Below are 21945 nucleotides of genomic sequence, written 5' to 3'. Positions count from 1 at the left end.
AACGGTGCTGCCCCGAAAGTAGAATGGATCCATGCCCGCACCGCTGCTGCCCGCCATCGGAACCGACCTCGTCCACGTTCCCGGCTTCGCCGAACAACTCGACACCCCGGGCAGCACCTTCACGGACGTATTCACCGCCACGGAGAAGCGCACCGCGGCCCGGAAACCGGCCCATCTGCGGGCCGAGCACCTCGCCGGGCGTTGGGCCGCCAAAGAGGCGTTCATCAAGGCCTGGTCCACCGCGCTCTACGGGCAACCACCCGTCATCGCTCAGGAACGCCTCGACTGGCGGGAGATCGAGGTAAGGCCCGACCGGTGGGGGAGAGTCACACTCGTCCTCCACGGGGAGGTGGCATCAGCAGTCGCAACCAGCCTGGGGGACGTGCGCGTGAGCCTGTCCATCTCGCACGACGGGGACTACGCGACGGCGGTGTGTTGGGTGATCAGATGAAGATGCGCATTGAGGGGCAGTGACCGACACGATCAACTGGCTGGGACAATAGCTGAATCCACTCTGACAAATGAGAATTGCAGAGGCACCACACTATTCCCAATTGTAAAATTGGTGGCTTGTTCATTGGATATGCGTGATGCCCCGTAACGACGGGGAAGAACAAAGGCGGACATGCTCGAACCACCCCTACTAACGGGCCATCCCCGCTCGTTGGGGCGGGGAATCGTGGAGAAATCATCGGCTCCGTGTGAAGAAGGTAGCACAGTATCGATCTTTGGGGTGTTCTGGTGCTGATTCAGAATGTTGACTGCAGCTGTGCGGTGTAACCTACCAACTGACTAATTTAGTAGGGGTTAACAAAGGGCGTCGCATATGCTACTTTTATCTCGTTGGGACAGTCTTGGAGAGGGTCAGCCTGACGTTCCTGTACGACGAGCCATGAAAAGAGGAAGAGTCGGATGGAAACTGACCGATCTGGAGAATCTGGCCATAAGGACGGCGCTCGAAAGCTGAGGGCGATCAAGGGTGAGGCCGTCGATATCCCGCGCCATAGTTCGAGCGCAGATAAAGAAGCGGGAGGCCGCGCGGGTTTCTGGGTGACCGGTGTGTATGAACCTGGGGCGGTCAAGGATCTTCGTCGGTGTGTGCGGCAGTGGGGAGGAGAAGTCGATGAAATTGATCCATCCAAAATTGGCGCAGTGGCTGTAGAGCGAGTGATCGGGATTGGCTTCATCTACTGCTATTATACGACCTGTAAGCCACTCAGACTGGTCAACTTCGAACCTACCCCTGAGCCACCGAGAACAGGTACGCGACGAGCATCCGCTTGATCTCTCTCACCGTGTAATCGAAGCGCCTGTCGTCGATTCCTGGGTCGCGGACGGCGAAGTTCAGCAGTGAGCTTGCAGTGTGGACGAGGATGGCCGCCAGTTCGGCCCGTTGTTCGTCGGTTGCGTGGCTGGCCAGGGGGCGCATCGCCTCCGCGATAATCTCGAGTACCTCAGACTCCGTCGCAGCGGCCGTGGCTCGGGTGGCCGGGGTGGACTGAATCGCATGCCAGACCGCACGCCTTGAGGGGTCATCGTGCCACAGCTTCGCGACGTGCTCGATGAACTCATCGAGGAACTCGGGCCACTGGAGAGCCGGTACCTGGTGGGCGAAGGTGTCGAGCTCGGCCACGACACCGGCCGTGTCTTGGCGGTCCAGCTCACAGATCAGGACGTACTTGTTCGCGAAGAACTGGTAGAGCGTGCCGATGGGCACCTCTGCGCGCCGCGCGACCTCGTCGAAGGTGAATGACTCGAATCCCACATCAACCAGAACGCTCCGCGCCGCGGTGAGGATGCGATCGAACCTCTCGCGCGAGCGCTGCTGCGCCGGGCGTCTGCGGGGGACGAGGATCTCGGTCGAATTCTGGTCGCTCGGGGGAGTGGAACGGGGTGTCATCGGCGTATCCCGGTCACAGATCCCGGAGAACCCGTGCGACGTGACCGGTGGCGCGAACGTTGTACTGCGCGGACTCCACCCGGCCGTTGGTGCCGATGATGATCGTGGAACGGATGATTCCCTGCACGACACGACCGTAGTTCTTCTTCTCGCCCCACGCGCCCCACGCCGCCATCGTCTCCTTCGATTCATCGGAGAGAAGGGTGAACGGCAGGCTCTCGTCCTCCCGGAAAGCGGCGAGTGCGTCAGGGGAGTCCGGGGAGACACCCAGGACCGTGATACCGAGATCGGTGAAGTCGGACAGGTTGTCCCGGAAATCACACGCTTCCTTCGTGCATCCTGGGGTGCCGGCCTTCGGATAGAAGTAGACCAGCACGCGGCGCCCGGCGAAATCCTCCAGTGAAACCGTCTTTCCGGTGTGATCCGGAAGTGTGAGCGCCGGCGCCGGATCACCGGGTTCCAGCCGACGGGGAGCAGATGACGTATTCGTGGGGGATGACGAAGGCGCGGGCATGAATCTCACCTTACCCGGCCCCGATTCCGGAGTTAAGACCGGATTCTCCCTCGATCGCCACCGCATCCGCCCGTTCACCATAGTGGCCCAGGTGCGCGTCACCCCTCCCATGAACTACCGTTGGAGGCATCGTAAGACTGACCACCACAATTAAAACCGGGAGTTCATCCGTGGCACGTGACATCGAAGACATCCAGCGCGAGCTGGACCGCACCCGCCGGCAGTTCGCCTCCACCCTGGACCAGCTCGCAGAGCGCAGCCGTCCGGAGAACATCGTGGACGACGCCAAGCGTTCCGCTACCGACAAGCTGAACGATCCGAAGGTCCAGAAGATCCTCGCCGGTGTCGCCGGCGCTGTAGTTCTGGCCGCTGCTTTCGGGGTCTACCGCTCCCGCAAGAAGAGCAGCGACCTCAAGGAGCTGCAGCGTATGCTCTCCGAGCGTCTCTCCTAGACACCACGTCTGGACAAGACCGAAGAAGATCATGCCCACCCCGGGTTACCGGGGTGGGCATGATCTTTTGAGGAGGTTACTGATTCTCGTCCGCGTTTCCGGCCTTCCAGGTCTCCCAGGGGATGTTCCAGTCCCCGAGACCGTCCCAGCCGGACAACTGTCCACCCTGGGTGTTACTGACGATGACGACATCGCCGCGTTTGACCGTGTTCTGGAACCACTGGGCGTTGTCCGTGGAAACATTGAGACACCCGTGGGACGTGTTCTGGCTTCCCTGCGCCCAGACGGACCATGGAGCCGCGTGCACGTAGATTCCGGAGTAGCTCATCTGGGTAGCGAACTGGACCTTCGTTCGGTACCCGTCCGGATCATCAACCGGTGTGCCGTACGTCGACGAGTCCATGACCAGTGTCGGGTGCTGGTCGCCGATGATGTACGTGCCGTTCGGGGTGGGGAAGCGTGCTGAACCCATCGAGATCGGGATGCTCTTCAGCACCTCGCCGTTGCGGGTCACCTTCAGTTGCTTGGTGTTGTCGTCGGCGTAGGAGATCACCGAATCGCCGATGGTGAAGCTCGCGGCATTGTCCGCCGCACCCCAGATCCCGCCGCCGAGTTCCTTGCCGTAGATGTCGGCTTTGACTTCGACCTTGGTGCCCGGTGTCCAGAACTCCTCGGGGCGCCACCGCACCTCACGGTTGTTCAGCCAGTAGAAGGCGCCCTCCACCGGTGGATCGGTGGTAATCTCCAGGGCTTCCTCGGCAGCTTTCCTGTCGGGGATGTTGAGCCCGAACCGGAACGCGATGGTCTGACCGATCCCGACCGTGGACCCGTCCAGGGGAGCCAGCGCCACCGACGCGGTCTGTGCCGGTTGTGAGGTACTGAACGTGGTCGTGCGCGTCGTTCCGTTGGAACCCGTGGCGGTGATCGTGTAATTGCGGTAGTAACCCAGTACTTCGGCGGTCGTCCACGTTTTACCGTCGCCGGAGAGCGTGGACTCGACCTCGTAGCCGTCCTGGTTGGTCATCACGACCTTCTCCAGCGTCCCCTCGAGTGCCTTGACGGTCACCTGCACCTTCGGATCCACGTCTGTTGAACCGTCGGGGATGCTCACCGCGGGTTTCAGGGGTTCTGCAGCGGTGGTGGCAGTCTCCGCGGCGGCTCGTGCGGAGCTGCCGTCGCTGTTGTCACCGTCAATCGTGCAACCGGCGAGAAATCCGGTGGTGGCGGCAATGGCCAGGAGACTGGTCAGCCTCCCGGTCTTTGACGCGTGTTGTCCGAAGGTCATTGTGCTCCATTTGGGTCTACGTCTCTGCGGGGCATGTCTGTTCGGTAAGCCAGACTGTGCCGCTTCACTAGATCGGCGGCTGCGTCCGCAGGGTTACGGTGCTACCAGCCTACGTTCCGGAGTTGCGGTGAGTGGGGACTTTCGGGGCGATTGTTCCTGAGCCGTGACCGTGCCCGCCGTCCCGACTTGTGTCCCGTTCGGGCTCATCCATCCTCCATCTGCAGCCGGCGATGTCGAGGAGCGCTCCTGATCTGGAAATACGGCTGATGAGCTGGCGATTTTACAATCATTCCGGCCGCTTGTAATATTTCTCTTCGTTGCCGAGGGAGTAAAAATCCCGGTAACGGTATGCGCCATTAGCTCAATTGGCAGAGCAGCTGACTCTTAATCAGCGGGTTCGGGGTTCGAGTCCCTGATGGCGCACCAATTTGCCCCGTCCGGAGTGATCCGGGCGGGGTTTTACTCGTGCGTGCCAGTCGGTTGACCGTGAGATCGGCATTTGCTGCACCCCGAGCTAGAGAATCTCGGTTGACTGAAACTGTGTGGCTCGGATGTGTGAGGCGAAGCCACAAAGAACCTCATTACACCTTGCAGGTACACGGTAGTGAGATCGACAGCAAACTGAAGCTATAATTGACTTGGGGTTCCCAAACCTCCAGTCTGGGAAGTGTTTTCCCCGCGTATGCGGGGATGGTCCGTCACCGAGCGGATGCGCCGGATAGAGATATGGGTTTTCCCCGCGTATGCGGGGATGGTCCGATGTCGCCCGCCTCTCCGTCGCCGTCGGGTACGTTTTCCCCGCGTATGCGGGGATGGTCCGTCTCGCACGTATCCGGCGAGGTCCGGTAGTGGGTTTTCCCCGCGTATGCGGGGATGGTCCTCAGGTGATCGCGCAGCAGTGTGCGGCCCCCATGTTTTCCCCGCGTATGCGGGGATGGTCCCGGCGTCTGATGTGAAGCCCGGCATGCCCCTGTGTTTTCCCCGCGTATGCGGGGATGGTCCTAGCAGGTTTATGACGCCGACGATGATGATGAGGTTTTCCCCGCGTATGCGGGGATGGTCCCAGTTGATCACCGCCCGAGAAGTGGCGATGAGAGTTTTCCCCGCGTATGCGGGGATGGTCCTGACTGAGCAGATCAAGGTCGTGGTTGAGCCGGGTTTTCCCCGCGTATGCGGGGATGGTCCGGTGGGCTAGCCCCTGTTGGTTGCGTTTCCGCAGTTTTCCCCGCGTATGCGGGGATGGTCCGCTGACCCGAACGACCATCCGCGTAATCCAGAAGTTTTCCCCGCGTATGCGGGGATGGTCCCGAGGGCATCGTGAAAGCCTGGAACAAGGTAGCGTTTTCCCCGCGTATGCGGGGATGGTCCTCGGGTGGTTGTCTCCGGTACCGGGGTGTTTCCGTTTTCCCCGCGTATGCGGGGATGGTCCGTCGTTCAAGACACGCGCCGGGTTCAACGATGAGTTTTCCCCGCGTATGCGGGGATGGTCCTCTTGCCGAAAGACGCGACGGCGCCAAAAACAGGTTTTCCCCGCGTATGCGGGGATGGTCCGGGCGTCGCTGACACTGTGATCGCTCGTCTGCTGTTTTCCCCGCGTATGCGGGGATGGTCCGCGGGCCGGGTCGACACCGACGAGCTTCAGGTAGTTTTCCCCGCGTATGCGGGGATGGTCCCCTGCAGCTCACGCCGACGAATACGTCATATGAGTTTTCCCCGCGTATGCGGGGATGGTCCCGGCTCGACTTCGATATCGTCGATCACGCCCCGGTTTTCCCCGCGTATGCGGGGATGGTCCCAGAGGTCTGGGCGCGTCGATCGATGAGAGCGTGTTTTCCCCGCGTATGCGGGGATGGTCCCCCCGTGCTGGGGGCGCTCGCCGGCGCGCTGGCGTTTTCCCCGCGTATGCGGGGATGGTCCGGACGCCTCGCTTATGAAGCACCGTCGGTTATCGTTTTCCCCGCGTATGCGGGGATGGTCCGACAACCGGGTGGGAGGGCCTGCGGAAATGGGGGTTTTCCCCGCGTATGCGGGGATGGTCCCCCTGCCCAGCCTGCGCAAACCCGCTGGCCTCCGTTTTCCCCGCGTATGCGGGGATGGTCCTTGGAAAACCGCGCCTACCGCGCCGGTGGACTGGTTTTCCCCGCGTATGCGGGGATGGTCCCGCCCCGAACTCATCCCTCAACGTCAAGCGCTCGTTTTCCCCGCGTATGCGGGGATGGTCCTCGCCGCCGAGCTGCATACCGAACTTCGTGATCGTTTTCCCCGCGTATGCGGGGATGGTCCCATCCACCGCGCCCTGAGCACGAACACGCGAGAGTTTTCCCCGCGTATGCGGGGATGGTCCTTCGTAGCTGGAATTGTCCGGCGCCGGAATTGTGTTTTCCCCGCGTATGCGGGGATGGTCCTATCAAGGCGCAGCCATTCCTCGCCGACGTTGCGTTTTCCCCGCGTATGCGGGGATGGTCCGGTCCACCTTGACTACACCGGCAGGCCAGAGGTGTTTTCCCCGCGTATGCGGGGATGGTCCCCTGCCGCGGAACCAGAAGCGGCGGCTGTAGAGGTTTTCCCCGCGTATGCGGGGATGGTCCCGAGAAACTCCGATCGTCGCGCGTGATTCTCCTGTTTTCCCCGCGTATGCGGGGATGGTCCGTGATCAACGTGCGGCGGAAGCCAATACCCTCTGTTTTCCCCGCGTATGCGGGGATGGTCCCACCCTCGTCGCCGCCGGTTTGATCAGCGGCGCGTTTTCCCCGCGTATGCGGGGATGGTCCCGGCGTGCAACCCATCTACAACCACAGCGGGAAGTTTTCTCCGCGTATGCGGGGATGGTCCCTTCGGCGAGATCGGCGTCGTGCCGGCGAGCCAGTTTTCCCCGCGTATGCGGGGATGGTCCCTCGGACCAGGCGAACAGCTTGTCCTTCAGGGAGTTTTCCCCGCGTATGCGGGGATGGTCCGTAGGTGCCGTATTCGTTGATGATGTCCGGGATGTTTTCCCCGCGTATGCGGGGATGGTCCGGCGGCGAGGGAGGCTCCGCCGGTACCGATTCCGTTTTCCCCGCGTATGCGGGGATGGTCCTCATAGATGGTAAATGTCAGCATCAAGGCAACCGTTTTCCCCGCGTATGCGGGGATGGTCCATCACGGCCGTACGTGGCGAGAAGTGCGGCCTCGTTTTCCCCGCGTATGCGGGGATGGTCCTCACGCTGGATAACTACCGGCGCGAGAACGGAGGTTTTCCCCGCGTATGCGGGGATGGTCCGAAAGCTGATTCCTCGTACGTCGACGGAAAAGTGTTTTCCCCGCGTATGCGGGGATGGTCCCTCGGACCAAGCGAACAATTTATCTTTGAGGGAGTTTTCCCCGCGTATGCGGGGATGGTCCCGCTCGGGAGTCGATGCGTTCGGCGGCGGCGTCGTTTTCCCCGCGTATGCGGGGATGGTCCCGCGATCAGCTCCGACAACCTCGCCTGCGTGTTGTTTTCCCCGCGTATGCGGGGATGGTCCTCCTACGGATCGGTCTATACAGATGATGATGTGGTTTTCCCCGCGTATGCGGGGATGGTCCGAGACTATCGCGGCCCCACCGGACGGTGACGGCGTTTTCCCCGCGTATGCGGGGATGGTCCCCCCCATCCACTAAAAGGACCACACCATGAGCAGTTTTCCCCGCGTATGCGGGGATGGTCCGTCCGAGGAGGCGCTGGACAAGGCACGCCACGAGTTTTCCCCGCGTATGCGGGGATGGTCCGGAACTCACACCATGCTTTCCATCCACGACGCAGTTTTCCCCGCGTATGCGGGGATGGTCCGTTGGAGATTCAGGGCACGAAGGGGCAGTTGGCGTTTTCCCCGCGTATGCGGGGATGGTCCTCCTACGGATCGGTCTATACAGATGATGATGTGGTTTTCCCCGCGTATGCGGGGATGGTCCGAGACTATCGCGGCCCCACCGGACGGTGACGGCGTTTTCCCCGCGTATGCGGGGATGGTCCCCCCCATCCACTAAAAGGACCACACCATGAGCAGTTTTCCCCGCGTATGCGGGGATGGTCCGTCCGAGGAGGCGCTGGACAAGGCACGCCACGAGTTTTCCCCGCGTATGCGGGGATGGTCCGGAACTCACACCATGCTTTCCATCCACGACGCAGTTTTCCCCGCGTATGCGGGGATGGTCCGTTGGAGATTCAGGGCACGAAGGGGCAGTTGGCGTTTTCCCCGCGTATGCGGGGATGGTCCCCAAACACCGGCGACAGCACTTCGTCCCACAGCGTTTTCCCCGCGTATGCGGGGATGGTCCTCACCGCGAGCGCCGCCGACGGTCGTACAGGCGGTTTTCCCCGCGTATGCGGGGATGGTCCCCGGCCGCGGGGCGCGTCCTCGGGGCGGTACAGGTTTTCCCCGCGTATGCGGGGATGGTCCCGCCGCGAAGCTCGCCCAGGTGCTGCAGGTCCAGTTTTCCCCGCGTATGCGGGGATGGTCCGGCCAGGCCCTCAGGGGTGCAGTGCTCCTCGGGGTTTTCCCCGCGTATGCGGGGATGGTCCCAAGGTTCCAGGCCCCACCGTAACCACGCCGGGGTTTTCCCCGCGTATGCGGGGATGGTCCGGTAGCCGGGTTCGTCGGCCTGCCGGAGATCGCGTTTTCCCCGCGTATGCGGGGATGGTCCGCGGCAGAGGACGCGGAGCGCGCGGGCGCCACTGTTTTCCCCGCGTATGCGGGGATGGTCCAGGTTTGCCGTCCACAAGGGTGTCCGAGATAAGGTTTTCCCCGCGTATGCGGGGATGGTCCCCCCCAACTTCTCCAGAGGATTCACCAACGTCGGTTTTCCCCGCGTATGCGGGGATGGTCCCCCCGTGTCACTGGCCGCGATGGCCGGTGTCTCGTTTTCCCCGCGTATGCGGGGATGGTCCGCCCGGAAACTCGCGCAGCAGCAGCCCCTCGCCGTTTTCCCCGCGTATGCGGGGATGGTCCCAGGCGGGCGGAGACGCCGCTACAGACCATGAGGTTTTCCCGTGCATGCGGGGATGGTCCCCCCGAATCTGCTGGTTAAGGACTGCGTAGGTCGTTTTCTCCGGCGTACGCGGGGATGGTCCCAGTGGCCTGGCGCGTTCGTGTAGGTCACCTCAGTTTTCCCGCGCATGCGGAGATGGTGCGAAAACCCCTCTGACAAATAAACTTGCGACCGTCGAGAATGAAAAAATGTGCTGGTTAAATCTGTAGATGTGATTCAGATTTGGGATGTAAGATCGTCGGTGGATCTGCTCTTCCTAGTGGTGTCTTGATCTCCTGCGGTGGGAAGCCCGAGACCATCCTCTGGGGGCTCTTGCATTATTCTTGGCTGTGGGGCGCAATATGAGATCAAGTCCATCGATGTCTGCCGTTGACCACTCATGGTTGTGCATCAATATGGAAAACCCCTGCTCTTTGGAATGATCTGGGTAGGTCATGATGGCCCTTCCGTTTCCGACTTCTTCAAGGACTATCTCCCAGATTTTCTCCCGCAGGCGTGAGTTAACCTTCCCCACGTAAACTCCCGTTGACACCTCGATGAGCCATCTCGTCAGGAATCCACGTAGAGAAGGTGGGCAGTTTGACAGGATTATCGTGATCATGGGCTAGGAATCCAGGCTGTAGTTCTTTCCGGCTTCCACTGACTCCAGTTTATCGTCCCATAATTCAATAACTGCAGGCGGTGGGTTGTCCTCGGAAATCTCGTCTGGAACCAGTAGGTGATTTATGTCATGTACTCCACGGGTGAGTAGCTTCTTCTCTCTGAAAAGGTCTCGGCATTTTCTCCTGATCTCGGAGGCGAGAATGTCGGGAGTTATGTCTTCGTTATTCATTCTCGCGACAGCTTCAAAAGCGACCGGTATGGTCACTTCGGCCTTGTAGAGATCCGCTATGTCGTAGACGAAGCTTCTGTCATGACCTTTGTGGACGAAGCCGAGGCCCGGGGAACAGCCGAGCGCGACTATCACCGAGTGGACGACACCGTACAGAGCGGCGTGAGCCGCGGACAATGCCTGGTTTATATCATCACTGGCGAGAAAATCCTCCGGATCATACTGCCGTTTGTCCCATTTCACCCCGGTTTCTTCAGAGAGGCGTCGGTAGACATCCCTGATCCGCGCACCTTCTCTGCCGCGGAGCTGTTGCATCGTGAGGCCATTCGTTGATTCGCCGTGGAATCGCATCTCGTACATCCGGCGCGCGACTTTGAGACGGGTCCGAGTGTTCGACACTAATGCAGCCTGCCGTTCAAGTAGACGGGTGGATCGGCCCAGAGGCCGCCCGTGCGCGTAGTACCGCACTCCGTTCTCCCCACACCAGATGACGCTGGTTCCGCTGTCTGCGGCCACCAGCATGGCTTGGTGTGTGACCCTGGTCCCAGGACCGAGGATCAACACTCCCAATGCTGAACTCGGGATGTGTAGCGTCCCCTTTTCGGTGGTCGCGGTCAGTGCGCCATCGTCTCTTCCTATCGTGCAGTGCTCGAGGTAGACGAATGTGATCCGATCAACCGCCCGAGTGAGCTCAGATGAACGGGTTGGCTTTCCGACTCCCAGTCCCCGTGCCATCATCTATCCCGCGGGTGCCAATGTGAGTAGTCCCATCCCGAATCCCTTCGCACGACCGATTCCGTCGACGAGGGCTCGCCGTAGCTGTTCCAGATCAGTCACGGTCAGTACACCGTCGTACTGGGCCCGCGCCAGCGTGACCGTACGCCGGCCCCGGTTGAATCGCAGTAGTCCTTTGGAGGTGATCTGGAATGCCGGGGAATCAGAGGATTCGGGATCTGACACTGAGAAACCGTTCTTCTCCGCGCGCTCCGTGAGCCATTTTGTCTGGTCTGCAGCACTCAACAGTCCAGCTTGCCTCCGCTCACCTGCCTCAGTTCTGATCGTTTTGCTGGGATTTGCCGTGAGTCGGAATCGGTAGGTAGCTCCCGTCCGGATGCGATTGAGGAGCGGATCATACGGTGCGGTATCCCACGAGGGCTGATTCTCCCAACCCGCCTGTTCCTGCAGGTGCGTGAACGAGGGTTTGTCAGGGCTGACCGTGTAGAGGCTGATCGAATGTTCTGAGCGATCGACCCTCCACAGGACGCGGTTGGTGGATTCGTCGGTGAATTCCGGGGGGAAGCAACTCATCACCGCTGCATGCATCTTCCAGGGGTTTGCGAGCAATTCCGTTGTTCCCCGTCGGCGTGGGTGGAGGTGCATTCGGGACAGGTAACTCATGCTTCACCTCTCAGAAGGAGCATGGGGTCGTGACCGCTGGTTGTTTTCCCGGTCACGGAGAATGGTTGTGTGAATCCGTGGACGACTCCCCGCATGTCATGGGTTCGGGCATTGTCCCTGAAACTCTTCGGTGTGTCCCGGATGAGTTCGTCGAACATCTCTCCGGGTAACGCATCCCGGTAGTAGTGGAGGCGGACCGGCTCATCGAGCGACGCTCTGTAGGTTTCCGACGCCAGCCAGGGATGTTCGTTGAGCAGTTGATCGAGTGGCCTTTCGTCGACACCCAGACACACCTTCCTCCCCGGTGGGCAGGATCTACGTCCGAGAAACGGCGGATAAACCGGGGATCTCAGGGCGTCGGTTATCTCGGTGATCGTGTTCTGCGGACCCTCGAACGCCGCGAGAAACACCGCATCGGAGAGATACTCGCGGTGGGTCAGTGGCCGCGAAGCCTTGTTGATGGAGCTTCCCCGACGGACCATCTCCCAGTCGATCTCGGTCTGGAAGTCGGTGAGCACTGTCCCGGGTTGGTCGACGCGGGTCCCGAACCGGAGGGCTGCCAGATCATCGATCGGTTCTTCACGTGAGCGTCCGAGTGCGGCGGCAATCATCCCGATGACGCCGCTCTTGGTGGGATGGTCGAGCGTCTTCCGGTGATTGAAGCGGCTATCGCCGCCCCACGCCTGTAGTGGGGCCGCCAACTGAAGTACAGCGACCGTCATTCCTGGCCTCCCAGACGAGATTTGACGGAATCGACGGCGAAGCTCAGGATGTCCTGGAAATCACCGGAGGTGCCGTATCGATCCAGGGCGGTCTTGGCGGCCTCGGTGGCCGCGGCACCCGAGACGAAGTATCGGACCGCCACCGGTTCAGTTCCATAGCCGCCATCTTCTTCCGCAGCGTGTTCAGCGAGCTTGATGGTGGCTTTCTCCCCGTATCCGGAGTCGGACCTGATTGCTTTCTCGAATGCTCCGACGAAGTTCACCGGTTGGTCTTCACGGACCGACACCATCACGAGTTCCGGCCTGGTTCTGTTTCCGAAGGTGTTCTGCTTGCCGGTCGGCATGGACAGGGCGAAGCACGCGAGGAACGCCTCGACGGCACGGCAGGCGGCGTCGACGGAACCGAGTTCTTCGACGAGCTTGGGTACGTTGATCGTCGCGTAGCGGTAGAGCGTGGAAGACGTGAATTCGACGGTTCCGATCATGCCCGCGGCGGCCGTGTCCTCGGCCTTGTTGTCGTCGCTGGCGGTGAAGTAGTCGAATTCGGTGAGGGCGGGGTGCACGGATAAGGCGTGCGCCACCTGGCACGTCGCATCGGAGTTCAGTTCCGGGGCATCAGCGATCATCCTCCCGAACAGGGCGATGTCGATGGAACGGTCGGTTCTGACCGCTTCCTGGGCAGCTTTCTTCGCAATCGCTTTTCCGGACTCGTGGGATTCGATTCCCAGGTTCGCGAGATTCGTGATCTGGCGCCTGGACAGGAACAGCAGATATCCGGTGACCGGGCCGGTCTCCGCTTTCTCCCCCTTCTTGACCTTGGGCTCCTTGACCTTGACGCCGGAGGCGGTCAGCGCCTTCGTGGCGAGATCTGTGGCGGTGGCTTCGTCGAGATCGGGACGGAGCTCTCGGATCTTGACCGCGATCCGGTCGACCGCGATCAGAGTGCGCTCGCCGAGCTCGTCGGTATCGAGGAATTTGCCGAAATTGTCCCGTGCGGCCCGCTTCCATGCCTGGCTTGATACCCGGGAACGTCGCACACCGCCGTACACGGCGGACTTGGGGCTGCCGGTGTCGTCCCTGTTGACGCATGACGGGGGGACGGACTGGATGATGTGGATGTCGAGGTAGGTGTTCTGGGTCTTCATGGGAATTGCCTTTCTTCGGTGTCGGTCAGGAGGGGTTTTTCGGAGCGGTGCGGTGGAGCTGCCGACCCCAGCGGAGCCGTACCCCCGGCGCACTGTCCGGGAACTGCAGTTCATAGAGGTCGACGGTGAGTTGTCCGTAGTCGAGGGGGATGTCGAGTGCACGGAACTGCTGGATGAGGCCCCGCGCATGATGTCGTGTCGCCTCGAAGGTCTGTGCGGTCGCCAGGGCCCGAAACCTGCGGAGTGTCGATTGTTCGAAGGCATCCGTGTTGGAGGGATCAGCCAGTCGCCGTACGGCGTCACCGAACCCGGTCGGGTTTCTGGTGCCCGATTCCGGGTCCAGCATCGGCACGTTCATGGGGAAGCGTCGGGACTGCTGATGGGTTCCGTAGAGACCGAAGGCCGTGTACACGGCACTTTCCGCACGGCTCGGCTCGTTGTACCTGCTGCCGTTCGCGGGTAGCCCTGACAGGACGAGAGGCCACATGTCGGGCATCTCGCTGAACCCTCTCGTCGTGCTCGCCCGCATGAGGGAAAGCTGGGCCTTGGCGCGGCTCTCTTCGCGGAGGTACCGGGTCTGTATGTCGTTGATCTGCCGGTGCATCTTAGTCCGCAGCACAACCCGCATGGGGGGCTGTTGCGTCGTTGTGTCATCAGTCATGGGTCGCCTCGTTCGTAGGGTTGTCAGGTGTGGGTGTGTTGTTCCGTTCTTCACCGGGGAGAATCTTGTTGACCGCTGCCATGAACCTCGCGTGTACCAGAGGCGCCGTGTAGATGCGTCCATCGTGTTCTCGCCCCGTCCACGCATTCTCGCCCGCATTCACCACCAGGTTCTCCGCCAGTCTGAAGGCGAGTTTCCGGAGCGATGCAGCCCACTCGGCTCGTTCTCTGTCGGGATCGCACTGGGCGGAGATACCGGTCAACCAGGTCCGGAACATGGGATCTATGTGACTGAAGTACTCGGCGTTCGCGTGGGTCCGCTGACTCTCTGGTGTTCCCCCCGCCGCAACCGCGAGGTTTCCGGCGAGGTTCGTGTACTCCCGTCCGACCTGGGTCGCTCGCTCGACCGCTGAAAGGACCAACCCCTGGAGTTCGTGTGCGTCGGCGGCGGCGAGTTCACTCGAGAGACGGAGGGAATCGTGGAGGATACTGTCGACCACGGCATTCTGCGTGCCGTACTCGATGCTCACGACGTCGAGGACGATGCGGTAGGAGGGAGGTAGGACACTGTTGGTCAGTTTGCCCACCCATTCCACGGTGCGCGGTGGAATGAACCGACGAACCTTGCTCTTGTTCACACCGACTACCATGCTCGGGTCGGGGTGGGGGAGAAGAGTCTCCAGGCCCCGCCACATGTTCTGTCCCCGGTTGAGGGCGCGGGGCATGTAGATCGTGCGCTTCGCCTTCTTTGATTGCGGTTCGGAATACCGGAAGGATGTCATGGTCTCGTTCTGGAGCTGCGCCGTGTAGTCGACGGGGTCACCGTTGCAGACCAGGGCGCCGGTGACGGTGTTGTCCTCCGTGTGGAGTCGGATCCGTCGTTGCGGCCACGTGAACAGTGCCACCTGGCCGGGTTCCCGGATGATGCTCCGCGGTCCGGAGGGTACGGGATCCTCCTCCCATAGGGGAAGGTCATCGGGGTCGGGGACCCTGTCCGCGACCAGATTGAGGAGCAGTGTCTCGAGGAGCGTTCCGCCCACCACCGTCGTACCACCGAGCCAGCCGCACCAACCTATGCCCATCGGGTAGCCTTTTCCGTTCTTGACCCGGGGATCATCGCACTGACCGGGCTTGATGCCCGAACAGTCCCATGAGTTCGCGTGGATCAGCCAGCGGGCTCCCTCCGCCAGTGACACCGGTTCGGAGGGGTCCGACCTGGTGAACATCGCGTCTTCCCCGGGACTGTCCGGGATGATCACGGAGAGGTCCTTCCATTCTCCGGACGGGGTGCGAAGATTCGCGGACTGGAGGAATGGGCGTTCAGAATCACAGAGAGCGAAGCGGTGGTGCCAGGTATCGAGGTACTCGTCAACCGATTCGGTGTCCAGGCTCTTCAGTTCCCACATCTGTTTCCAGTAGCCTATCGGATCGACGCGTAGTTCCTCTCCGAATGACCGGTAGAGAATCGCCAGCAGTATTCTGAGAATCGCGAAATCCATCGTTGGGAGTTCGCCGCTCAGCTGTCGGTACTGGGCCGCCGAATGGAATAGTCTCCGTAGACTCACTTCTTCCACTTCCCCGGATCCATTCAGTACTTTGATCCAGGGTTCATCTATGAGATTGAATGTCGTAGAACTCATGGTTTCGTCATGCTCCCGGTTCTGTGGCGACGGCTTTTTCTATCCTCAGTCCCGTCGCCATGTCGTACCAGATTCTGTACTGGTTGATCGTTGTCGAAAGATCCTCATCGAGAATCAGGGGAAGCTGTCCTCGCAGCCAGTGGGATTTCTGCCATACGTCGATGTAGTTTTCCTCCAATGTATCAAGGACTTCGTCCCCCAGCTTTCCTCTGGCGAGGAAAGCTGGAAGAGTTACGGTGCACATCGCTGTATTTCTCGCCAGTTCCTCATCGACCCCCGTTATCGGATTGACGACGCGGTCTCCGCAGTTCCCGATCCAGGGGAGAGTCTTCAGGAGACCGGCTCGACGTTGGATGACGATCACCTCGTAGGTCGCGTCGGCATCACGGACCTGAGGAACTCCGGCGTTTCGATCACCGGGCTCCTCATCGGTGATGGTGGCCCACCCGACTATTCCTCCACGGGACGGGGGGTCCACGAGGAAAGCGCTCGCGCGGACACGACTCTCACTGTGCTGCTCGCCCTCCCTGCGGTGCGCACTCGACCAGGCGTCGAGCCACGGGGCGGGGACGGCCGATGTCGTCGAGTATGCGCTGTCGACCAGACCGCTCACGTGGTCGGGTGATGTGATGGAAGGGCCGTGACGAAGCAGCGTGATGGTCGTGCGGAGCAGGGAGGCTTCGCCGTAGACGTATACGGACCCCTTGGGGAAGACCGGTGGCTCGACCGGTATCTCCGGCGTTTCAAAATCCACACCCAGCACCCCGGAGATGTGCAGGGTGGCGGACCGTAGTCCCTTTGGGCGATTGTCGTCATTGGCTCGGTGACGGTGCATCCGGCCGGCTCTCTGGATCAGGAGGTCCAGAGGAGCCAGATCGGTTATGAGTGCGTCGAGATCGATGTCGAGTGACTGCTCTATCACCTGGGTGGACACAACTATCAGTCGATGGGGACGTTTCCCTCCGGGGCCGAGTAGTTCGATGAGTCGTTTTTCGCGGGCTCTCCGATCCACCGCGAGGAACCGTGAATGAAGCAGGAACATCTCTTCTTCGCGAACAGTGGTGGACAACAGGTCGTAGATTTCCTGCGCCCTGGATACGGTGTTCGCGATGATCCCGAGGCAGCCGCCGTCTCTGGTTATCTCGAGAGCTTCCTGTGCGATATCCGACGGCGATTCACCGATTGACCTAATGGAGAAGGTGCTCTTTCGTCCAGATGGGGGAGGGGTGATTACCGCGAATCTGCCATTCGAGACACTGGATATTGCCGGGTACCCGGTTACCCCTGCAGCCTTCTCCCACAGGTTCTTCTCTGGATCGCACTCAGTCCCCCTTCTCCGGGCGCGCCGTTCGCTGAAACTCATGGGACCGGTTCTGACAGGTACGGAACTGCGCTGACCTCTCGCATAGGCCGTACACATCTCGGCGCGGCGGTCGGGTGACAGTGTCGCTGACAAGGCTATGACCGTGGTCCCCGCCGCCCCGAGCCATTCCAGAACCCTGTCGAGGTAGACGGCCATGTAGGTGTCCGCGGAGTGGATCTCGTCCAGTATGACCACTTTTCCACTCAGCCCCAGGTGGCGCAGCATGACATGTTTCGACGCGAGGGCCGCGAAGAGAATCTGGTCGATCGTGCCGACGCTGAAATCTGCGAGTGATGACTTCTTCCGTCCCCGTAGCCACCAGTGTGCTGATATCCTGCCGCATCCGGTGTCATTCGCGGATGCGTCGGTATAGTCGTACACCGGATGAAGATGCGGTTGGTCCCCCTCCATCAGGCCCCTGTACTCGTCGTTGAACTGGGCCCGGGAATGGCAGAGGACCGCTGAGGCATCCACATCCTCCGGTACCGCACGGGAGATCCACGACAGCACCCTCGGGAAAATCCCGTCGCTGGTGGCGCACGTCGGCAGGGCTATGACCGCTCCGCCGTGTCCGAACCTGGAGGCGACGATCTCGGCCGCCGCGAGTGCGGCCTCTGTTTTCCCCTCACCGGTTGGGGCTTCAATCAGGATCAGTCCGGGCCCTTCTAACGATGCGGCGGATTCCATCGCCGCGCGTTGGGTGCTCCGGGGGCTCGCCCCCCGCGGGAGTTTGAATCGGGAGGAAAAGAGGGCGGCGGTATCGGTCACCTGCGCAGGCGACCAGGGCGGTGGGAGGGACAGTTTCCGCAGAGCCTGTTCGGTTCGGTCTCGGCGGTCGACACTCAGTGTCAGAGGAAACAGATCGGCGTTGGAAGCTATCCAGTCGCATACTATGACGAAACCGGTCAAGGCGTGGAGGGCCGACTGTGTTGGGGTGGAGAGCGCGAGACCAGTGATCTCGTCGTCTGAGAGTCCGGCTGTCGCAGCCGCCCGATCCCACCAGATCAATCGGTCTCTGCTCCAGTGGAGGTGACTTTCGTTCGCGTACGCGGACACGGTGACCGGGGAGCAACTTGTTTCGGGGTAAACGCCGTGGTGTCCTCCGACCACCCCTGCGAGAGCTTCCGCTCCCGGCGTTCCCCGGACACCGGTTTTCTCTTCGAGCCATTGGAGCATGCTCAGATAGCTCACCGTGGAGTGTGGTGCTCTACGACGTTCCCCGGGGGAGAGGGGAATGAAGTGGGCGCCGGCGTCCCGCATCCGGTCGGCGAGTGGTTGAACCTGCATTGCGAATGCGGAGGAGTGCTTGCCTATGTCGTGGCCGGAAGCAAGAAGGACGGCAGTTTTCCTGGCGAGCAGCTCGGTGCCGAAGGAACAGGCCAGCAAACGCCGCGTCGCGGGCGACAGCCAGCTGTCCCACATGATGTCGGCCACGGAGCCTGTGTCGTCCAGATGAATGTGGAGGGGAAGCATCTCGGCGCCTTCCGTTCCGTAGGCTCCGGAAGATTTGGCCCAGGCGCTCCTGAGGGGCTCTGGCGGAGGGGGCTGCGGAAGAAAGACACTCGCCATGGTCGCTGTTTCCTGTCGTGGTCCGGGCTCTATGTATCGGGGGATGACCATCACTCTGCCAAATGGTGAGGACACCACCCCCTGAAGTGTCGAACATGTTTGTGAATTCGTGCGTCCCGGAGTTCACGTCAGGGAGGGGAATCGGGTCAGCCGTCGCCTGTGGAGACGCCGAAGTCGTTCGAGTGATCGGCAGGGGACCCACGATGATGGGGTGGGGTGGGGTTGAACGGGACACCGATCGGGGAGCTTGCCGGAACGTCGTGCCCTTCGGTTTTCCGTGACCTCCCGGAATAGCAGTTGTTTGATCCGAGCTCACCGGGCGGAGATCGGGTGCAGTGACGGCAGGCAGTGGAACGCTTTCGGGGGTCTCGCGGGACTACGGATGAGGTGGTGGCCCGGGGTGAGGATCGGTGAAGGACGCGCCGCGCACCAGCAGGATCTAGACTCGAAGCTACCTCCACTCACACAGCTGAAAGCAGGCGGCCCGATGCGTGCACTCGTGATCGTTGATGTACAGAATGACTTTTGTCCGGGCGGTGCGCTCGCCACAGAACACGGCTCGATGGTGGCGGAGCAGATATCCGAGCTCGTCCACGCTCCGTCACAGGACTATCGCGCGATCGTGGCCACACAGGACTGGCACATCGACCCGGGAGATCACTTCTCGGACAACCCCGATTTCGTTGATTCGTGGCCCGTCCACTGTGTGGTCGGCACCGGTGGCGCGGAATTCCATCCGGCCATCGATGCAGAGAGACTCGATGAGACGTTCCGGAAGGGCGAGTACAGCGCCGCCTACTCGGGTTTCGAGGGACATGCGGCATCGGACGTGGACACCGGTTTGGCACGTTGGCTGCGGGAGCGCGGAATCACCGACCTCGATGTTGTAGGGATCGCGACGGACCACTGCGTCAAAGCCACGGTCATCGATGCTCTCCGCGAGGGATTCGGAGTGCGGGTGTTTGCGGAACTGTGCTCTCCGGTCACCGCTGAAACGGGGGAGACCGCCCTGGAAGAGATGACGACAGCCGGAGCCGTTATCGTCCGTTGACACAGCTGTGTCCTGCCCCGGTCCCGGGTGCCTGATCAGGAACAGGGGAGACCTCCCCGGAGCGTGTTTCTCGTCGTGTGCATCGAACCTGGTCGGAGGTGAAAGGAAGTCCCCGTTAGCTCCGGGGTGGGTCGCGGTTACCTCCGCGATCTCGACCGACTGGTGGTCGAGTGTGCCGAGGGCTACGGAGGGAGCCCCGGCAAGAGGGCGGGCGGCTATCGCAGATGGGTTTCTGATCGGCATCTTCCTGGGCCGGTCATGCTCCGCTACCTCCGGTACAACCGGCTGTGGCGGGAGTGTTCCGTGGTTTTCGCGGTCGGATGGGGCCGGCGGATTTTTCCGGGTCGCCCTCTGTCCAGGTTCCGTTGTCAGGAAAAAGAAGAACTCCCCGGGTCTTCGACCACGGGGAGTTCTTTCACTTGGGGGTGGCTGACGGGACTCGAACCCGCGACACCCAGGATCACAACCTGGTGCTCTACCAGCTGAACTACAGCCACCATCGCATGTCACCCATGGTATTACCCGTGCGTGAGCAGCGAGGAACATCTTAACCCAGGACGCGATCTTTACAAAAATCGGGCGAAGGCCTGCTCGGATTCTGCGGCGGCTGCCTGGGTCTCCTCGGTTCCGGGACCCGGGTGGTCGACGAAGATCGCCCTCCGGTAGTAGTCCAGCTCCCGGATCGACTCGATGATGTCGGCCAGCGCCCGGTGCGCCATCCCCTTGTCGGGCTGCCGGAAGTAGACCCTCGGGTACCAGCGGCGGGCGAGTTCCTTGATGGATGAGACGTCGACCATGCGGTAGTGGAGGGCGGCGTCGAGAAGCGGCATGTGCGCCCTGATGAATGCCCGGTCCGTCGCGATCGAGTTTCCCGCCAGCGGTGCGGGATGCTCGGGGTCGCAGTGCTCGTCGATCAGATCCAGGACCGCCTTCTCGGCCTCGGCGAGGGACACCGTAGAGGCCCGGATCTCGTCGGTGAGGCCCGAGGAACGGTGCATCTCCGTCACGAAGCCGTCCATGCGCGACAGTTCGTCCTCCGTGGCGTGGACGACCAGGTCCACTCCCTCACCGACGATGTTCAGGTTCGCGTCGGTGATGACCGCCGCGACCTCGACGATCACGTGCTCGGACGGGTTGAGGCCCGTCATCTCGAGATCGACCCAGACGAGTCGGTCGTTCTTCGCCGGGATCTTTCCCGGATCTGCTGTGGTGCTGTTACTCACTGCTCAACCCATCTTCCTGTAGAACGAACCCATGATCGGGGCGCCGACGGCCGTCGGCATGATGGCACTGATCCGGTCCATGGCCTTTCCGATCGGCCCGGGGACGACCCGGCGACGGTTCCCGGACATCGCCTGGAGCGTTTCCCGGGAGCACGATTCGTAGGTGGTCCAGAGGAAGTCGGGCACCACCTTGTCGACGATGGACTTGTCCGCCTCATCGATCACCGCGTCCCGGACCGGTCCGGGCGCGAGGAGGGTGCAGGTGACTCCCGTTCCCCGCAGTTCGTAGTGGAGCGCCTCGGTGAAGGCGTTGACGCCCGCCTTCGTGAAAACGTAGGTGGCGTTGTTCGGGATCGGCATGTTTCCCGCGGCGGAGCCGACGTTGCAGATGGCGCCGCTCCCGCGCTCGAGCATGCCCGGGAGAACGGCCCGGGTCAGCTCGAAGACGGCGGTCGCGTTCAACTGGAACTGGGTGGTCTCGTACTCCCAGTCCTGATCCATGAACGCTCCGAAGCTGGCGATGCCGGCGGAGTTGACGATGATGTTGATCTCGCGGCCGGTGATCTCCTCGATGAGGGCTGCGCGCGCCGCGGGATCCGCCAGGTCGCAGGGCCGGACATCGACGGTGACGCCGTGGGTGTCCTCGAGTTCGGCGGCGAAGTCGCGGAGCACCTCCTTCCGGCGGGCCACGAGGATGAGGCTGTGCCCGAGTCTCGCCAGATCTCGCGCCATCGCCATTCCGATACCCTGGCTCGCCCCGGTGACGAGGGCTCGGCGGTCTTTACTGGGGGAGGGTAAAGCCATGGGGGCTCCTTCATGAGAGAACGACGGAAGCTGAATCGGGTTGACGTGGCCAATCGTACCTACCGGCCCTCTCGGTCCCGGCCCCGAGGACGTCCGGTGGCGTTTTCCGCGGCGGTTGCCGGAACGGCGGAAAGCGCCCGGTTTCATCTGTGGTGTGTGGGGAGCCGGTTCCGTCCCCGGTGGTCGTCACCGGGGTGGTCGGGGGCTGGTGTGGGGTCGGTTCGACGCGTTCTGCACGACCGGGCTGCTACCGAACCGGGGCCGACGCGATTCTGCGTACGGGGGATCCGGCGTGGTTTCCGGGGCGGGGTCTCCCCGCCACCGGAACCATCGCACCGGTGGGCTGCGGTCGAACAGTCGGGGCGACCTGGCTCACGGGC

At 61.8% G+C, this 21945-nt stretch carries 16 protein-coding genes, 2 tRNA genes and 1 CRISPR repeat array; of the genes, 4 read left to right on the top strand and 14 right to left on the bottom strand.

Annotated features, from left to right (window positions below):
* The first annotated feature begins 46 nt into the window (after positions 1 to 46).
* Complete coding sequence (gene acpS / locus JIM95_RS03890) at positions 47 to 451, top strand: holo-ACP synthase AcpS (protein WP_200255809.1); 405 nt, start codon at positions 47 to 49, stop codon at positions 449 to 451.
* Between the two features lie 786 nt (positions 452 to 1237).
* Here acpS and JIM95_RS03885 read toward each other — a convergent pair.
* Together JIM95_RS03885 and bcp are read right to left on the bottom strand one after the other, a co-directional pair.
* Positions 1238 to 1900 carry a TetR/AcrR family transcriptional regulator gene (locus tag JIM95_RS03885; RefSeq protein ID WP_200255752.1) on the bottom strand — a complete coding sequence of 221 codons (663 nt, stop codon included), beginning with the start codon at positions 1898 to 1900 and terminating at the stop codon, positions 1238 to 1240.
* Between the two features lie 13 nt (positions 1901 to 1913).
* The gene (gene bcp / locus JIM95_RS03880) at positions 1914 to 2414 is read right to left on the bottom strand and encodes a thioredoxin-dependent thiol peroxidase (protein ID WP_200255750.1); all 501 of its coding nucleotides are present in this window, start codon (positions 2412 to 2414) and stop codon (positions 1914 to 1916) included.
* Positions 2415 to 2584: 170 nt separating this feature from the next.
* Here bcp and JIM95_RS03875 point away from each other — a divergent pair, with 170 nt between their 5' ends.
* A complete protein-coding gene (locus tag JIM95_RS03875; protein ID WP_200255748.1) occupies positions 2585 to 2866 on the top strand; it encodes a DUF3618 domain-containing protein in 282 nt (93 codons plus the stop codon).
* A 76-nt stretch (positions 2867 to 2942) separates the two neighbouring features.
* Here the strand turns inward: JIM95_RS03875 and JIM95_RS03870 are convergent, their stop codons facing one another.
* Positions 2943 to 4151, bottom strand: coding sequence for a L,D-transpeptidase (locus JIM95_RS03870; protein ID WP_200255746.1), 1209 nt, complete (start codon positions 4149 to 4151; stop codon positions 2943 to 2945).
* 350 nt (positions 4152 to 4501) lie between these two features.
* Here JIM95_RS03870 and JIM95_RS03865 point away from each other — a divergent pair.
* Positions 4502 to 4577, top strand: a tRNA-Lys gene (locus JIM95_RS03865).
* Between the two features lie 243 nt (positions 4578 to 4820).
* Positions 4821 to 9240: a CRISPR direct-repeat array (repeat unit 28 nt; unit sequence GTTTTCCCCGCGTATGCGGGGATGGTCC).
* A 174-nt stretch (positions 9241 to 9414) separates the two neighbouring features.
* On the opposite strand, the gene cas2e is transcribed toward JIM95_RS03865, so the two are convergent.
* From cas2e to cas3, 8 genes are read right to left on the bottom strand one after another with little or no spacing between them, the layout of a single operon-like run.
* On the bottom strand, positions 9415 to 9759 hold the full coding sequence (cas2e, locus tag JIM95_RS03860) for a type I-E CRISPR-associated endoribonuclease Cas2e (protein ID WP_200260529.1): 345 nt from the start codon (positions 9757 to 9759) through the stop codon (positions 9415 to 9417).
* Between the two features lie 3 nt (positions 9760 to 9762).
* Positions 9763 to 10725: a type I-E CRISPR-associated endonuclease Cas1e gene (gene cas1e, locus JIM95_RS03855; RefSeq protein WP_200260532.1), complete on the bottom strand. Its 963-nt coding sequence runs from the start codon at positions 10723 to 10725 to the stop codon at positions 9763 to 9765.
* A 3-nt stretch (positions 10726 to 10728) separates the two neighbouring features.
* The gene (gene cas6e, locus JIM95_RS03850) at positions 10729 to 11370 is read right to left on the bottom strand and encodes a type I-E CRISPR-associated protein Cas6/Cse3/CasE (protein ID WP_234034768.1); all 642 of its coding nucleotides are present in this window, start codon (positions 11368 to 11370) and stop codon (positions 10729 to 10731) included.
* Between the two features lie 14 nt (positions 11371 to 11384).
* Positions 11385 to 12110, bottom strand: a complete 726-nt coding sequence (cas5e, locus tag JIM95_RS03845) for a type I-E CRISPR-associated protein Cas5/CasD (protein ID WP_200260538.1) — start codon at positions 12108 to 12110, stop codon at positions 11385 to 11387.
* Positions 12107 to 13255 carry a type I-E CRISPR-associated protein Cas7/Cse4/CasC gene (gene cas7e / locus JIM95_RS03840; RefSeq protein ID WP_200260541.1) on the bottom strand — a complete coding sequence of 383 codons (1149 nt, stop codon included), beginning with the start codon at positions 13253 to 13255 and terminating at the stop codon, positions 12107 to 12109. The genes cas5e and cas7e overlap by 4 nt, the downstream gene beginning before the upstream one ends.
* Positions 13256 to 13280: 25 nt before the next feature.
* Positions 13281 to 13916 carry a type I-E CRISPR-associated protein Cse2/CasB gene (gene casB, locus JIM95_RS03835; RefSeq protein ID WP_200260544.1) on the bottom strand — a complete coding sequence of 212 codons (636 nt, stop codon included), beginning with the start codon at positions 13914 to 13916 and terminating at the stop codon, positions 13281 to 13283.
* A complete protein-coding gene (gene casA / locus JIM95_RS03830) occupies positions 13909 to 15555 on the bottom strand; it encodes a type I-E CRISPR-associated protein Cse1/CasA (RefSeq protein WP_200260547.1) in 1647 nt (548 codons plus the stop codon). The genes casB and casA overlap by 8 nt, the downstream gene beginning before the upstream one ends.
* 7 nt (positions 15556 to 15562) lie before the next feature.
* Positions 15563 to 18487 carry a CRISPR-associated helicase Cas3' gene (cas3, locus tag JIM95_RS03825; protein WP_200260550.1) on the bottom strand — a complete coding sequence of 975 codons (2925 nt, stop codon included), beginning with the start codon at positions 18485 to 18487 and terminating at the stop codon, positions 15563 to 15565.
* Between the two features lie 487 nt (positions 18488 to 18974).
* Between cas3 and JIM95_RS03820 the strand changes: the two genes are divergently transcribed.
* Positions 18975 to 19538, top strand: coding sequence for a nicotinamidase (locus JIM95_RS03820; RefSeq protein ID WP_200260553.1), 564 nt, complete (start codon positions 18975 to 18977; stop codon positions 19536 to 19538).
* Positions 19539 to 19962: 424 nt separating this feature from the next.
* Here JIM95_RS03820 and JIM95_RS03815 read toward each other — a convergent pair.
* The 3 genes from JIM95_RS03815 to cmrA form a co-directional block, all read right to left on the bottom strand.
* Positions 19963 to 20035, bottom strand: a tRNA-His gene (locus JIM95_RS03815).
* Positions 20036 to 20104: 69 nt separating this feature from the next.
* Positions 20105 to 20686 carry an oligoribonuclease gene (gene orn, locus JIM95_RS03810; protein ID WP_200261059.1) on the bottom strand — a complete coding sequence of 194 codons (582 nt, stop codon included), beginning with the start codon at positions 20684 to 20686 and terminating at the stop codon, positions 20105 to 20107.
* 78 nt (positions 20687 to 20764) lie between these two features.
* Positions 20765 to 21565: a mycolate reductase gene (cmrA, locus tag JIM95_RS03805; RefSeq protein WP_200260556.1), complete on the bottom strand. Its 801-nt coding sequence runs from the start codon at positions 21563 to 21565 to the stop codon at positions 20765 to 20767.
* Positions 21566 to 21945: the final 380 nt, after the last annotated feature.

This window comes from Corynebacterium antarcticum (genome assembly GCF_016595285.2).
GTDB lineage: Bacteria > Actinomycetota > Actinomycetes > Mycobacteriales > Mycobacteriaceae > Corynebacterium > Corynebacterium antarcticum.
This window is presented reverse-complemented; position numbering and strand designations above follow the sequence as displayed.